The organism is Rothia sp. ZJ1223, assembly GCF_016900985.1.
In the GTDB taxonomy this organism is placed as follows: Bacteria; Actinomycetota; Actinomycetes; order Actinomycetales; family Micrococcaceae; genus Rothia.
In genome coordinates this window covers 43,314-58,472 of the sequence record NZ_JAFEUT010000005.1, presented here as the reverse complement: position 1 = coordinate 58,472, position 15,159 = coordinate 43,314, and the positions used below count along the sequence as shown (strand labels likewise).

The following is a 15,159-nucleotide window of genomic DNA, read 5'->3' as shown; positions in this document are numbered from 1 at the left end:
TTTTCACCTGTGCAGAATGCTTGCCCTACCGTCTCCAGCTCTCAAACCGGTAGGTGAGTTCGGTGCGTTCGCCGTCTTTGCCCAGTAGGTAGCCCTTCTCTGAGGTTCTGCTGTCGGTGGCTGACGCGCGCTCCCATTCATTGCCCAAGAGTGGGGCGTAGGCGTCCCCACTGACTTTTCCCTCAAAGACGGTGCGTTCAACGCGGCTGAGCCTGCCACCAAGAATACCGGGGACTTCAGTGAGGGCTAATGCCTGTTCGTAGATGCTGGCTCCACCCATCACCCAGAGGGTGCTCGCGTGCCCGCCACGGGAGACTCCCTCAGCAATGGCGGTAGGCAGATTAGGCACCCACAGCGCCCCGTCCTTCTGCTGGACGCTAGCTACAGAGCGCGAGACAAGGATGTTTAACCTGCCGGGCAGGGGGCGAAACCGCGGGGGGATAGACTCCCACGTCACCCTGCCCATGAGAACAGGGGATGCCCCGGTGATTTTCTTAAAGTGCGCGAGGTCTTCGGGCGCGTACCAGGGCATATCTCCGTCGCGTCCGATGACACCGTTTTCTGTCTGCGCCCAAATAGCCGCTAGTTCAGGAAGATTCATTAGATGGCGATCGGGGCTTTGATAGTCGGATGGTGGCGGTAATCAACCAGCTCGAAATCTTCAAATTCGTAGTCGAAGATGGACGCTTTCTTGTTTTTTACGCGTAGCTGAGGGTAGGGGTAGGGCTCACGCGAGAGCTGCTCACGTACCTGCTCGAAGTGGTTGGAGTAGATATGGCAGTCCCCGCCCGTCCACACGAACTCACCGGGTACCATGCCCACCTCTTCAGCAATGAGCTGGGTTAGCAGGGCGTAAGAAGCAATATTGAAAGGTACGCCCAAGAACATATCTGCCGAACGCTGGTAGAGCTGGCAAGACAGCTCTCGGGTGCCGTTCTGACCTGTACGAACGTAGAACTGAAAGAGAGCATGACAGGGGGGTAAAGCCATTTCATCAACTTCGGCAGGGTTCCACGCAGAAACAATATGACGGCGAGAATCAGGGTTAGTTTTTAGTGACTCAATGACCTTGGCAATCTGGTCAATGGTCTCACCGTGACCGGCAGGCCAGGAGCGCCACTGTACGCCGTAAACCGGGCCAAGCTCGCCGTCCTCATCAGCCCACTCGTCCCAGATACTTACACCGCGCTCTTGTAACCAACGCACGTTGGAATCCCCGCGCAAAAACCACAGCAGTTCAACCGCAATAGACTTGAAATGAACCCGCTTGGTAGTAATCAGCGGAAAAGACTCACGCAAATCAAAACGCATCTGACGACCGAAAACGCTGCGGGTGCCGGTACCGGTACGGTCAGATTTCTCGTCCCCGGTTTCCATAATCTCTGCGAGAAGATCCTCGTAGGGGGTGAGCAAGATAGACATAGCGGAAGACTCTCTGTACAGGTTTTTCTCACCGGCTATTCTAACAACAAAACTATAGCCACCCTATTCATAGACTGGCGGAGCGAAGTCCTGATCAAGCGCTTTTCCCAGCTCGTATCTCAAAGCAGGAGCCAAAGACTTAGCGTAGCTTCGGGAAATATGATTGGAGTCGTAATAGACAGGAACTTCACCGATGACGCCGGAACAGGTATCGTCAACGCAGAAATAGGGAAGCATATTTAGGCTGTGCAGGTTGTGGTGCTTAGTCGAAAGATCGGACGCCGCATCTGCCAGATAATCGCGCCATTCCAGCTTATCGAGGGGAGCCGTACACCCTGACTCAATAGAACCAGAAACCTGAATGCACGCCGGGCCGATAAAATCGCCAGCGTGGGGTGTATCTCTAAGTACCACAATCTCAGTATCTTCAGATATAGCTTTAACCTGAGCTTCAAGTTTCTTGGTATTTTCGGTCAGCATCGGTAGGCCCTGCGGAGCATCAATAAGACTGCTGGCATTAGATGAGTAAAAGACAAGATCAGGTTGCACTTGCTGAAGCTTTGCCAAAGTCTGTGGATACCATGTGAGGCATTCCTGCACAAAAGGTTCAGTGAAGTGCCGGGTGCTTAGCGGAGTATTAATTGCTGGGCAACTTGATTGCATATCTAAGGTTAGTTTCCAATTGTTTGCGTTCGCGATAGGAATCAGCGCATGCATCCAATGTTCAGCATGTGAATTTCCAATCAACCAAACTTCTTGGGAGGGCTGTTGATGTACGGAAAAATCACATTCGAGGATTCGTTTAAATCCGACTGCGATGTTGGGTAGATTTTCGTTGACAAGGTATTGGCAATGAGCAGGGTATCCTCCCCACGGTGCTTCATCAGCAGTTGCTACCGACAAAACAGCAGGAGCAAAAGCTGGCTTGGGACAACCACTGCTGATCTCCATCAGCTGGTTAGCGCCGTAGCAACTCACTGGTGCTGTCTTCTCTGCAGACTCATCATCCGCTGGGTCTTGTTCAGCAGACTGAGCTGCGGCTTCCTCAGTAGAAGTAAATAATTTTTTGGATTCTGCTGCTAGATTTTGCTGTGTTTGGGCGGAATGGATGTTGAGCAGTGACGTTGCTCCAGCCATAATTATCACTGATGCCAACGCAGTAGCTAACGTTACGTGGGGTTTGAAAGCCGTGAAGAGATGCCTGCGGCTTGGATCTTCAACAGCGACCTTACTGAGCCACGCTAGAAGAATTGATCCCCCAAGAATTCCTAGCTTCGACCAGAAATCCAACTGATTCTGCAAAATATAGGGTAGCAAGATCATCAGCGGCCAGTGCCAAAGATAGAGGGAGTAAGAGATATCGCCGATGAACTGAACCGGCTTGAAAGAGATGGCAGTCCGTAGCGCTGGCGTGTAGGTTATGGGACCTGTAGCAAGAATAAGAAGTGTTGCTAGAACAGGTGATAGTGCCATCACACCGGGGAAGCTCGTGTTCTCTGAGTAGAAGAAACCAAAGGTGAACAGAGCTACCCAAGAGCCTACTTGAAGAATCGAGAGTGTTGCTTGAAAAGCTAAAGGTCTGTTTATCTGGGCCTTGTGGCTACCTAACTGTATGCCGAGCGCAACCACACCACCTGATAGGAACTCCCAGGCACGTCCAAAAGTATTGAAATAGGCACCAGCGGGGTTGGTCTGTAGCTCTTGAGTGGAGAAGATAAGAGACGCCAGAATAAGCAGCAGTGTAATGCCCAGCAAAATGGTCGGGAGCGCACGGGGAGCACCGAAGAAGAGTGCGGTTTTTCTGCTGAGGTGCCAGAAGACTAGAAACAAGACCGACCACAGAAGATAGAACTGCTCTTCCACTGAAAGAGACCAGTAATGCTGGAAGGGGCTAGATTGGTTAGCCTGAGCAAAGTAGTCGGTGGCTGATGAATAAAGCGCCCAGTTCTGAAAGTAAGCGGTGGCAGCAAAACCTTCAAAGAGGGTTTTACCCCAGTTTTGGGCGGGTGCGTAGATAACAGTCAGTACCAGAGTTGTCACGGTCACCAGTAGAGCGGCAGGTAGAAGCCTTCGAGCGCGTCTAGCGTAGAAGCGCGGCAACATGACCTTACGGGTGCTGCTAATCTCTTTGAGCAGGTGGCTGGTGATGAGGTAACTAGAAATGACAAAGAAAATATCAACGCCAATGTAGCAACCGGTAAAGCCATCAGCCCAAAGATGGTTGATAACAACGAAGAGCACTGCAAGTGCTCGCAGAGCCTGGATATCGGTGCGAAGACCTGCTGGTTTCTATGCTACTTGCGGATGCTTTAACCGTGAATTAAACCCTCGGGGGGGGGGGCGACGTGAGAAGATATGTGGGGTGACGAGCTACTTTCAGTAAGGTTCCAGCGTTATGGGGAAATTTTACCTGTGTGTAGTCTTATTTATAGATTTTTTGCTGGGTAGATTCATTCTGCACGCATTGTGTGATTAGTCACTGAAAGGTTTGATCTGTTCCAAAGAAACAATCTCTGCCTGGGCGCCCACACTCACCTGCATCACCAGCATCTCGCCGGGAGTCAGATAGGGGTCGGCGGCGGGCAGATTTTTTGCCAGTCCAGCGTCCATAACACCCGTTAAAACTTCCAAAACTGTAGGCAAAACCGGGCGGTGGGTACACAGCATGACCGAATCATCTTTATCAAAAAGCCCCTGAATAATCTTGGCGACCTTCTTCGGGTGCGCCTTGTAGGCCGCCTCGGTGAGCGCTGATTTTTGTTTAATAACAAGACCCGTCGCTTTGGAGTACGGTGCCACCGTCTGCATACAGCGCGTCCAGGGTGAAGAAATAATACGAGTGGGAGCCCAAACCTGCAAAAGCTCACCCACCGCTAACGCCTGACGCTTGCCGGTTGCCACAAGGGTACGCTCGCCCTCGGCACCTGCCCAAGATGAACGGGGCTTTGCCTTGGCATGGCGCACAATAATGACGGGACGCGTGTGCAGATGACCGCGTTCATGCAGGGCAATAAGGGCATCTAGGGGCTCTTGGTCGGTGTCGTTGGTGAGGAGCTTTCGCGCCTCAGCGGGGCTAACCCAGCGCAATTCATCGACCTCACTCAAATCAGCTTGGGCGTGATCGCTTGATGAGGCACGAGCTGCCCAGTAGAAAACTTCTTTTTTACCGTGCTTGACGGAATAACGGGTCACTGCCAGCGGCGCACCCAACGTGACGGTGAGACCGACCTCTTCACGTACCTCGCGCACCGCGGTCTCTGCAACGGTTTCCCCATGATCCTGTTTGCCCTTGGGCCATGACCAATCGTCATAGTGGGGGCGGTGGATAATCAGCACTTCGATTTTGTCTTTTTTCTGACGCCAGATGATGCAACCTGCGGCAACAACCGGCGGCATATTATGGGTTGTTTTAGTGACGTTAAGCTGGTGGTCTGAGCGCGCAGCGCTGTACAACTGGTGGGGAGACATGTGTGTACTGTTGACTTTCTTGAAAAACCATAACAAAGGTTACGGTAGCCGGGGTGGGGCTATCGTAAATATCTTACTATTTTTGTAAGCCGCTAAAGGGGTAGTGAGTACTCAGCGAGCGTGAAAGAATCCAGACGAGATAAGCTGACCTGCCCCGTATGCGGGGGGGGGGGGGGCAGGTCAGCCATCCATGAGTTTTTATTTCTTACGGCGAGATTCTAGGTACATTGCCTGCACATCGCGCAGGGGGTTGCCCTTCTCATCAAGGTGGTGGCGCACCCAGTTACCGTCTGATTCGAGAATCCAGTTGCTGGTTTTCTCTGAGGTGTAGTGCTTGAACATGTCAAAGAGGTATTTGATGTGTTCTGCTTGCTTGACGTGTACCAGGGCTTCAACACGGCGGTCAAGGTTGCGGTGCATCATATCGGCTGAACCGATGTAGGCAACAGGGTCGCCGGCGTTCGCGAAGGTGAAAACGCGCGAGTGCTCCAAGAACCTGCCCAGAATAGAGCGAACCTTAACGTTTTCGCTCAAACCGGGTACGCCGGGGCGCAGCGCGCAGATTCCGCGTACCACAACATTGACTTCAACCCCTGCCTGGGAGGCGCGGTAGAGCGAGTCGATAATCGCTTCGTCCACCATGGAGTTGCACTTGATTTGAATCTGGGCTTGACGGCCAGCTAGCTTGTGCTCGATTTCCTTATTGATGCGGTCTATGAGACCTGAGCGTAGCGAACGCGGCGCCACCAAGAGTTCTTTGTAAGTGGTTTTGGGTGCGTAGCCTGAGAGCTGATTGAACAGACGTGACACGTCTTCGGTAATCTGAGGGTCGCAGGTGAGCAAACCGAGATCTTCGTAGAAACGCGCTGTGGAGGGGTGGTAGTTACCGGTGCCGATGTGAGCGTAACGACGCAGACCGTCTGTTTCTTTACGCACCACCAGTGAGAGCTTGCAGTGGGTCTTCAAACCAACGATGCCGTACACTACATGCACGCCCGCGCGTTCTAGCTTTCGCGCCCACTTAATGTTCGCTTCTTCGTCAAAGCGCGCCTTGATCTCAACCAGTGCCAATACCTGTTTGCCGGCTTCTGCAGCTTCAATGAGCGCGTCCACGATGGGCGAATCACCTGAGGTGCGGTAGAGAGTCTGCTTGATAGCCTCGACTTTGGGGTCTGCAGCAGCCTGCTCCAAGAATGCCTGCACAGAGGTGGCAAAGGAGTCGTAGGGGTGGTGTAGCAGCACGTCATGGTCACGGGTTGCCCCGAACACGTCCGCAGCCTTGGCGGTTTCTGCCGAGTTGAGCCAGCGCGAGGTATGAGCCACATGTTTGGGGTAGTGCAGGGCGGGGCGCTTAGCCTTGACGATGGCACTGACACCGCGCATATCTAGCGGCGCGGGTAGCTTGTACACTTCGCCCTGGCTCACGCGCAGCTCAGAAATGAGCAGGTCAAGAATGTTGGGGTTGATAGTGTCTTCTACTTCAAGACGCACGGGAGGGCCAAAGCGGCGGCGCAGCAGCTCCTTCTCTAAAGCCTTGAGCAGGTTCTCGGCGTCGTCTTCTTCGACTTCAAGGTCTTCATTACGGGTGACGCGGAAGGCGTGGTGCTCAACGACTTCCATACCGGGAAAGAGCATATCGAGGTGCTCCGCGATAATTGCCTCTAGCGGAATAAACAGGGCTTCTTTACCGGGGGTATTAACGTCGCGTTCCGTTGAAACGGCGACCATTCTGCCCAGGTTTTCGGGTACTTTGAGACGGGCAAAGAGTTCCTTGCCAGTCTGTGGGTTACGCACGATAACCGCGAGATTCAGTGAGAGCCCTGAGATGTAGGGGAAGGGGTGGGCAGGGTCGACAGCCAGGGGGGTGAGTAGGGGGAAGATTTCCTGGCGGAACATCGTGCCCAGACGTGACTTTGCCTCCTCATCAATTTCTTTCCAAGAGACAATGCGAATGCCTTCCTCTGCCAGCTCGGGCATGACCTGTTCGTGGAAGACTCGTGCCTGACGCTTCTGCAGATCGTGGGCAGCGGTTGAAATTTGTTCCATCTGCTCATCAGGAGTGAGTCCCGCAGCTGATGATACCGCGATGCCCGTGGCAATACGGCGCTTGAGACCGGCAACGCGCACCATGAAGAACTCATCGAGGTTGCTGGTAACAATCGAGAGAAAATTGAGGCGCTCTAGCAGGTGAAGGTTGGGGTCTTCTGCTAGTTCAAGCACGCGGGTATTGAACTGCAACCAGCTGATTTCGCGGTCTAGAAAGCGGTCGCCACCAAAATCACCGGCGAGATTGGGGAGCTTAATTTTTTCTTCGAGACCAATACGATCCCCGCGAGTATCAGCACGTTCAATTTTTGTGATGTCGTTGCTGATGTGCTGGGTACCGGTGTTAACAGGTGTACTCATAATCTCCTCTTACAAGAGCGTGCGGGTTGAAAGGATGAATAGTGGTCTTAGGGCGACTTGGGGCGCTCGTACATGCGGTCTACGCTCAGATCGGTGAAACCTAGTGAGCGGTAGAGACCCATTGCTGGCAGGTTTTCTGCATCAACGTAGAGCACAATGCGGCTGAGCTTTTCGCCGGTGGGCGCGGACGCGCGAGTCAGGTAATCAATGCCTGCGAGAGTGAGCGCTTTACCGAGTTTTTTACCCTGCCAGGCGGGGGAGACCCCCACCGCGTAGACCTCTCCTTCGGGAGACTCCGCGGCAGGAACCGGAATTTTCGTCCAGTGGTAGCCTGCTAGACCGTTGGGTGCTTCTGCGATAAAGAAACCTTCTGCTTGGTACCAGTTGCTGTTGATGCGCTCTGTAAGATCATCGCGGGTGAGTTTGCCCTGCTCTGGGTGATCAGCAAAAGCTGCTGCGTTGAGGGTGAGCCAGGCGAGCTCGTCCGAATCACCTGCGAAAGTTCGTAGGGTAACACCTGGCGGTAGCTGCGTATTTTCGTGGGCTACGCGAATTGTGTGTACGGAGTCATCGGTCAATTCCAGCGCCATCTTGTGCAGTTCTCTGACCGGTGCCAGCCCGTGTTTTTTGGTGAGGTAGGCAGCAATATCCTGAAGGGAGCCGTCATCGTCCTTTTGTACCTGGTGAACCCACGCTGTGTACTGCGCTAGATCGTTCTGCGTCAGAACCTTAGTAAAGATGAAATCGGTAATCTGCGAAGCGATACCGCAGCCGCGCTGAGCGGGGTGGGCTGCGCCTTCAATAATGCCCGGTGATTCTTGGGTGGGGGTGACAACAACCCACGCCCCTAGTATCTGCCCACGATCGTCTGTGACAGTGAACAGGCGAGCCACCCCCGTATCGTCTTGAGCACAGCGGCGAAGGGTTACTAGGGTTTGCTCCGAAAAGGGGCTGGTACCGTCATGCGCGGTCACATCAGCAACGAATGTCTCGAACTTCTTGAGTTGTTCGGGTGTTAGGGCGCTCTCACATGGAGCACGTGTCTGATCATATACCTGCATAAACGTACGACCTTTTCAACAGATGGTTAGTACATAAACAACTGTACTTGCTGTTACCGCCATCTCACACGCTTTTGATGCTTCTTTCGGACTCTCAGCTTAAGACTCACCGCGGACACTGCTGAAACTATAGCCCACATTACGCACAGTTGAAATCAGGTTCTCATGATCAGAACCGAGTTTGGAACGCAAACGACGAACGTGAACGTCCACCGTGCGAGTACCACCGTAATAGTCGTAGCCCCAGACCTCAGAAAGAAGCTGCGCACGGGTGAACACACGCCCCGGGTGCTGCGCTAAAAACTTCAGAAGTTCGAATTCCTTATAGGTGAGGTTGAGCGGTTCACCAGCTAAACGCGCTGTGTACGACGCCTCATCGACAGTGATCTCACCGCTGCGAATGAGATGTTCACCGTCGGTAACGTCTGTACTGAGTTGCGCGGTAGCTAGGCGCAATCGCGCCTCCACCTCAGCGGGACCAGCAGTATTGAGCAAAATATCATCAATCAACCAGGTGCTTGAGACCGCAGCTAAACCACCCTCCGTGAGCACCATCAGCAGCGGGGAAACCAACCCGGATGATTTGAGTATTTGCGCGGTATTACGCGCCTGAACCAACGACTCGCGGGCATCAATCATCACCACTGCCTCCGCCTCGCGGTTCAGCACATCAGCAGGAGTCTGCAACGAAAGTACCTGCGTCTTATGTCCCAGCAAATCAAGGGCAGGAAGAACATCACTACTCGAATTTGCCGTATCAGACAGCAACACCAGCTGGTTCACCATCACACCCCGATTCTTCACCCACAGACCCAAATACTGCACTTTCAAAAATTAATACTACAAAACACAACCGTTAACCTTTAGAAAAGCTGTTTCACAGTACAAGATGGTTTAATAAGTATTCCGCTAGCGACAAGGGGAAACTCCGCCCGTGCCACCTTACGAGCAAGACGCACACACTACCAAGCTGCGCACCTTCGTCCCCGAGCTCAGGCAGCTTCGAGATAAACAAAAGCGTAAAATGTATGAAGGACGCTTGGGCCGGGTAGGGGTATCACAACGTTCTCGGTACACCCTCGTTGCAGCAGCCGCAGGCATATCACTGGTAGCAGTTATCGTTGCTTCCATGCTCACACCGGTTGTTTCAGCAGTTGTATGTCTAGTGGCTGTAGCCCTGGTAGCAGGCGGATGGCCCGCAGCAACAGGTATTGCCGAATTACGCGAAACCCACCGTATTTACTCGCACTCCACCATTATTCTGCTGGCGGGCATTACCTCCGTCCTCTTTGCCCTCACCACCCCTAACGACGACCGCCTGGCAACGGTGCCGGTCGTAGCTGCCGTGGGCGTAGTCGGTAGTTTTTTATTAGAACTACTGCGCGGTGAGGGCGCTCGCGGACGTTTGGAATCGGTGATCTCGTGTGTGACCGGTGTGCTGGCTTCGGTCTCTGCTGCTGGCTGGGTGGCGCTCTCCCGTATGTACAACGACGGCAACAGCGATACCTGGACCATGATGCTGATTGGTCTTGTGTTTGCGCTGGTGGTCGGACTGCTGGGTACGCGCATCATTGCGGCCGGTCCGCAGGAGGGACCACGGCGCGGTGCCATTACCCTCGGAGTGACACCCGTAGCTTTTATCGGGGTTCTAAGCTATACAAGTGCGATATTCCTCACCTATGTGTTAGGGTAAGAACCATGATTGAAGCTCTAGAAATTTTCTTCCTTTTCTTGCTCGGTGGTGCTTTCCTGTGCATCGGAGGCGCAGCGTACGCTGTAATCGCTGGCTTGTTCAAGGGACAGAAATAAAAAGTAACTCCGGTAAGTATCTGCCGTTGAGTAAAAACGGGGGTGTTGGCGGTGGCGCTAACGCCCCCCTTTTTTCTGTGTCTTGAGCCTGTGAATATTCAGGGTACTGGTGGAACGGGTGCGTTCGCCCGCTAGCGAAGAGGCTTTAGGCTATAGCTGGGTGAGCCCTAGAATGGGGGTATGGCTATTGAAATTCCCACCAATCTTTCTCCTGAACTTGTACCCCTTTCATGGTTGCTCGGCACCTGGGAAGGCACCGGCTCGCTGTGGTATGAGGGTTCTGAACAGACTCCTTTCGGTCAGATTATTACCTTCACTCAAGACGGGTTGCCCTTTGTGGAGTACCGTGCTGAGTCGTTCTTGCTTGATGACAGCGGTAATAAACTGCGTACTATCTCGGTTGAAACCGGTTTTTGGCAGATTGATCGTGAGCAAAAGGACGGCGACGTTGGCCCGGGCTTAGTGCCTGCCGATATTGTGCCCGAGTACTCTGATGCTGAATCCGTTGAAAAGCTGCGTAACGCAGACGATGCCTTCAATATCATGGCAACCATTGCCCACCCCGGCGGTATCAGCGAAAACTACGTGGGCATGGTGAAAGGCCCCGTAGTGCGTATGCAAACAGGTAACCTGATGCGCGATGAAATTTCGAAAGAATACGCTGGTTCAGTGCGCCTGTGGGGGCTGGTCAACGGCAATCTGATGTGGGACTGGGAAACCGCAAACCCCACCACCAAGAAACTTGAAAAGCACGCCTCAGCTGAACTCCGCAAGACCTCATCGATGACAGGCGATTCTTTGGGTACCTCCATGTTTGGTTCCTTTGACGATGAATCTAATGCTTCAGAAAGCGGCGAATAAAGGTGGAGGCATACACCAGCCCCCTGCTCGCTACTCACGGTACTTTCCCCGCGACGGGGGCGGATGCCGGGGTCGCAGCCCACTACGGCGACCCGGCTCGTGAACAGCGTCAGCTGGCGCGCGCATCTGCCCGCGTTATTGTGGATTACTCACAGTTGGGCGTCGTGACGGTAACAGGTGAAGACCGCGCCAGTTGGCTGACCACCCTCTCATCTCAGGTAATGACAGACCCGCTGGTGGCTCGCGGTGCTGATCTGTTGCTGCTATCAGCCCAGGGGCGCATCGATTTCTATATGCATGCTCTCGAAAATGACGGCACTATGTGGCTCATCACCGAGGGTTCTCACGCTCAGGCACTCACTGACTACCTCAACAGCATGAAGTTTATGCTGCGTGTTGAGATTGCCAACCGTACCGACGAATACGCTGTGGTGGGTTCTACTCGGGACTTCCGCGCAGATACTGATGCTCCTGCTATTTTGCAGGACGCTCGAGTGTGGCAAGATCCCTGGCCCGGCATCGTGCCCGGCGGGTACAGCTACGCCCAGAGTGTGGAGCATCCGGGGGAGGGCTACCGCTGGTTCCTCTCTATTATCAACCGTGTAGATCTTCCTGCTCTGGCTGAATCTTGCGAGCTTGCCGGAAGCTGGGCTGCCGATGCCCTACGTATTGAAGCATGGCGTCCACGCTTTGGCTACGAGGTTGACCATAAGAGTATTCCGCACGAGCTTGATTTGATGCGTACCGCTGTTCACCTGAGTAAGGGCTGCTATAAAGGTCAAGAAACGGTAGCTCGCGTACACAATCTCGGTCACCCGCCGCGCCGCCTGACCTTCCTTGATCTCGATGGCACAGAGCACACCCAGCCGCCGGTAGGCGCTTCAGTGTATTCGGGTACTAAAAAAGTGGGTACTTTAACCTCTGTGGCTCAGCACTTTGAGGCTGGTCCCATCGGTTTAGCAGTGCTCAAACGCAATGTTGACCCGGCAGCTACGTTAATGGTGCGCGAGGAAATCGCAGGTGAAGAGGGCTCAGCGCCTACTGCCACTGATTACGCAGCGGCTCAGACCATTATTGTGACACCCGACGCTGGTCAGGTTGCTGGACGCCGCACTATGGGAGATTTCTTCCGAGGCTAGGCTATGTATGAGCTAAAGGTATAAAAAGCTCTGGCGCTTCCCCCCCCTAGGGGTAAGCGCCAGAGCTTTTTAAGAACGAGCGAGAGGCTACACCGGTTTAGCGACCGAAGAGAACCTTCGCTTCATCCCAACGGTGCTGGGGAACGGTCTTGAGTCCGTCGAGTGCTTCAGCAAAATCAACGCGCTTAATATCGGTGCCCTGCAGAGCAACCATCTTGCCCCAGTCCTTATCGTGAATCATGTCAACGGCGCCCATGCCCAAACGGGTGGCAAGTACACGGTCAAAGCCGGTGGGTGCGCCACCGCGCTGGATATGACCGAGGGTAGTGTTACGGGTTTCGATGCCGGTGATGCGCTCGATTTCGTGGGTGACGTACTCGCCGATACCACCGAGGCGGGGGCGACCGTCCTTCTCCTGACCCTTACCTGCAAGAACGTCATCGAAGCCCTCGGGGATGAAGCCCTCAGCAACAACAACCAAGGGGGAACGGCCGCGGTCATGAACTTCCTTGACCCACTGTGAAACCTGCTCCATGGAGACCTTCTGCTCGGGAATCAGAACAGCGTGGGCACCTGCTGACATGCCTGAATGCAGAGCGATCCAGCCGACGTGGCGACCCATAACCTCAGCTACCATGCAGCGGTGGTGTGATTCGCCGGTGGTACGGATGCGGTCCATCGCGTCGGTTGCGATGGAGACAGCAGTGTCAAAGCCGAAAGTGTAGTCGGTCGCCTGCAGGTCGTTATCAATGGTCTTGGGAACACCAACAACGGGTAGACCTGCATCTGCCAGGCGCTTAGCGCCAGCCAGAGTGCCTTCGCCACCGATGGCGATGATAGCGTCGATGCCGTTCTTCTCTAGCATGATCTCGATATTTTCGGAGCCACCGTGAGGGCCATCGAAGGGGTTGGTGCGTGAGGTGCCCAAGATAGTGCCACCCTGGCGTGCTAGACCGCGTACCTTGGTGCGGGGAAGATCCATGTAATCGCCCTCTACAACACCGCGCCAACCGTCGCGGAAACCAACAAACTCGTAGTCGTAAGTTTTGATGCCGTTGAGTACAGCACCGCGGATTACAGCGTTGAGGCCGGGGCAGTCGCCGCCTGAAGTGAGCAGACCGATCTTCATGGAGGATCTCCTAAGTTTTTTCCTGGTGGAAAGGTTGATGGGGCTTTTCAGCGGGTAGATAAAACAAATGTGCTAACCCACAGAAAAGCTGTTGGTTCTATTCTAGTAAACCTGTGCTTGTGTGGGTAACTGTGGGAGTTGAAGTCCCTATGAATTTTCCCTCCCTCTATGACTTCAGCTACTTCATAAGCCCTGACTGGCCCCATCTAAAAAGTGGCGCTGGTGATCGATGCCGAGAACCCGCGCCGTGCCGTACTTTTTTATACCTGCGAGACGAAATGGGAGCATCACCGCTGCGTATTAACGAAATGTTTGCCTTGCTGTACGACAACAGGGGAACACACGAGGAGATGCTTGCTACCAACATTGCCAGTAACGAACTGTTCCCGAAACAGCCCATACCCGGTGCGCTCGAATGAAACTGTTGCGTTAGATGCCGGTCTCGAGTTCTTTGCGGTGACCACTGGTCTTTATGGGGCTGAGGCGTTTAGCGGTCGGAGGACCGTGTTAGACAATATAAGCCGGTTTCTCAGCGTCCTATAGGTTGTGCAAGGGATAGAAAAATTGGTGCCTGCTCAGTCAAAGAACAGGCACCGATATATAATTCAGCGAAGCAACTTTAGCGGGCGGTCGCCAGCAGCTTCTGGATGCGTGCTAGGCCTTCTGCAAGGTCATCGTCGCTGAGTGCGTACGAAAGACGCAGGTAACCTGAAGGGCCAAATGCCTCGCCGGGCACCACAGCAACCTCGGCTTCAGTCAGAATGATTTCTGCCAGTTCAGCCGAAGTCTGCGGGGTCTTACCGGCGATTTCTTTGCCGAGCAGCTCACGGACGTCCGCGTAGACATAAAAGGCGCCCTTGGGGGTGGGGCAGTGTACGCCATCAATCGCATTCAAGCCCTCAACAATCGTTGCGCGACGGCGGTCAAAGGCGGTGTGCATCTCGTTGACAGCATCAAGTGAACCGGACACCGCGGTCAGAGCTGCAATCTGGGCAACGTTATTGACGTTAGAGCTCAGGTGTGATTGCAGGTTGGTTGCTGCCTTTACAACATCTGCCGGGCCAATGAGCCAACCGACGCGCCAACCTGTCATAGCGTAGGTCTTGGCAACGCCGTTGAGAATAACGGTGTTTTCAGCAAGTTCGGGAACAGCCTTGAGAATAGAGGTGAAAGGCACCTCATCGTAGGTGAGGTGCTCGTAGATTTCGTCGGTGAGCACGAAGATGCCTTTAGCAAGTGCCCACTCGCCGATTGCTTTGGTTTCTTCGGGAGTGTAGACCGCGCCGGTGGGGTTTGATGGCGAAACGAAAATCAGTGCCTTGGTGTTCTCTGTGTATGCATCTTCGAGCATCTCGGGCGTGACCTTGTATTCAATGTCAGAGCCTGCGAAAACTTCAATGGGGTTACCGCCGGCAAGGCGAATTGCCTCGGGGTAGGTAGTCCAGTAGGGCGCGGGCAAAAGTATGTCATCGCCTTTATCAATTACGGTGGCGAAGGCTTCATACACTGCCTGCTTGCCGCCGTTGGTAACGATCACCTGTGAGGGATCAACCTTTACGCCTGAATCACGCAGGGTCTTTTCTGCAATCGCTTCTTTGAGTTCAGGCAAACCGGCAGCTGCGGTGTAACGGTGATTTTTGGGGTCACGCACCGCTTTTTCTGCTGCTTCAACGATGTAATCGGGTGTTGGGAAGTCGGGCTCACCGGCGCCGAAACCAATAACGGGGCGACCTTCTGCTTTTAAAGCCTTAGCTTTGGAATCAACGGCGAGGGTGGCGCTGGGTGCGATAGCGGCGATGCGTTGGGCGATGCGTGCCATGGGTGCTCTCTTTCAAAAAGTACAGCGAAGCGTAAAGACTAATCC

Annotated in this window: 13 protein-coding genes; 4 read left to right on the top strand and 9 right to left on the bottom strand. The window is 53.9% G+C overall.

The features are described 5' to 3' along the window. Positions 1 to 25: 25 nt before the first annotated feature. From JTP09_RS07690 to JTP09_RS07660, 7 genes are all read right to left on the bottom strand, one after another. A complete protein-coding gene (locus tag JTP09_RS07690) occupies positions 26 to 601 on the bottom strand; it encodes a dihydrofolate reductase (protein WP_204877878.1) in 576 nt (191 codons plus the stop codon). Then, complete coding sequence (locus JTP09_RS07685) at positions 601 to 1,422, bottom strand: thymidylate synthase (protein WP_204877877.1); 822 nt, start codon at positions 1,420 to 1,422, stop codon at positions 601 to 603. Before JTP09_RS07685 ends, JTP09_RS07690 begins: the two co-directional genes overlap by 1 nt. Before the next feature lie 63 nt (positions 1,423 to 1,485). Continuing rightward, a complete protein-coding gene (locus JTP09_RS10360) occupies positions 1,486 to 3,678 on the bottom strand; it encodes an acyltransferase family protein (RefSeq protein ID WP_239479099.1) in 2,193 nt (730 codons plus the stop codon). A 216-nt stretch (positions 3,679 to 3,894) separates the two neighbouring features. Beyond that, on the bottom strand, positions 3,895 to 4,890 hold the full coding sequence (locus JTP09_RS07675; RefSeq protein ID WP_204877875.1) for an NUDIX domain-containing protein: 996 nt from the start codon (positions 4,888 to 4,890) through the stop codon (positions 3,895 to 3,897). A 198-nt stretch (positions 4,891 to 5,088) separates the two neighbouring features. Next, positions 5,089 to 7,296: an RNA degradosome polyphosphate kinase gene (locus JTP09_RS07670; protein ID WP_204877874.1), complete on the bottom strand. Its 2,208-nt coding sequence runs from the start codon at positions 7,294 to 7,296 to the stop codon at positions 5,089 to 5,091. Positions 7,297 to 7,343: 47 nt separating this feature from the next. After that, the gene (gene mshD / locus JTP09_RS07665) at positions 7,344 to 8,357 is read right to left on the bottom strand and encodes a mycothiol synthase (protein ID WP_204877873.1); all 1,014 of its coding nucleotides are present in this window, start codon (positions 8,355 to 8,357) and stop codon (positions 7,344 to 7,346) included. A gap of 99 nt (positions 8,358 to 8,456) precedes the next feature. After that, a complete protein-coding gene (locus JTP09_RS07660) occupies positions 8,457 to 9,140 on the bottom strand; it encodes a winged helix-turn-helix domain-containing protein (RefSeq protein ID WP_370592546.1) in 684 nt (227 codons plus the stop codon). Positions 9,141 to 9,291: 151 nt separating this feature from the next. Here JTP09_RS07660 and JTP09_RS07655 point away from each other — a divergent pair, with 151 nt between their 5' ends. From JTP09_RS07655 to JTP09_RS07645, 3 genes are all read left to right on the top strand, one after another. Then, positions 9,292 to 10,050, top strand: coding sequence for a hypothetical protein (locus JTP09_RS07655; protein ID WP_204877872.1), 759 nt, complete (start codon positions 9,292 to 9,294; stop codon positions 10,048 to 10,050). A 296-nt stretch (positions 10,051 to 10,346) separates the two neighbouring features. After that, positions 10,347 to 11,027, top strand: coding sequence for an FABP family protein (locus JTP09_RS07650; protein ID WP_204877871.1), 681 nt, complete (start codon positions 10,347 to 10,349; stop codon positions 11,025 to 11,027). Positions 11,028 to 11,029: 2 nt separating this feature from the next. Next, complete coding sequence (locus JTP09_RS07645) at positions 11,030 to 12,166, top strand: folate-binding protein (RefSeq protein ID WP_204877870.1); 1,137 nt, start codon at positions 11,030 to 11,032, stop codon at positions 12,164 to 12,166. A gap of 97 nt (positions 12,167 to 12,263) precedes the next feature. On the opposite strand, the gene JTP09_RS07640 is transcribed toward JTP09_RS07645, so the two are convergent. Continuing rightward, a complete protein-coding gene (locus JTP09_RS07640) occupies positions 12,264 to 13,295 on the bottom strand; it encodes a 6-phosphofructokinase (protein WP_204877869.1) in 1,032 nt (343 codons plus the stop codon). Positions 13,296 to 13,573: 278 nt separating this feature from the next. Between JTP09_RS07640 and JTP09_RS07635 the strand changes: the two genes are divergently transcribed. Further along, positions 13,574 to 13,714 (top strand): hypothetical protein, encoded by a 141-nt coding sequence (locus JTP09_RS07635; protein WP_204877868.1) that lies wholly within the window; start codon positions 13,574 to 13,576, stop codon positions 13,712 to 13,714. A 200-nt stretch (positions 13,715 to 13,914) separates the two neighbouring features. Here the strand turns inward: JTP09_RS07635 and JTP09_RS07630 are convergent, their stop codons facing one another. After that, positions 13,915 to 15,114, bottom strand: coding sequence for a pyridoxal phosphate-dependent aminotransferase (locus JTP09_RS07630; RefSeq protein ID WP_204877867.1), 1,200 nt, complete (start codon positions 15,112 to 15,114; stop codon positions 13,915 to 13,917). Between the last annotated feature and the right edge of the window lie 45 nt (positions 15,115 to 15,159).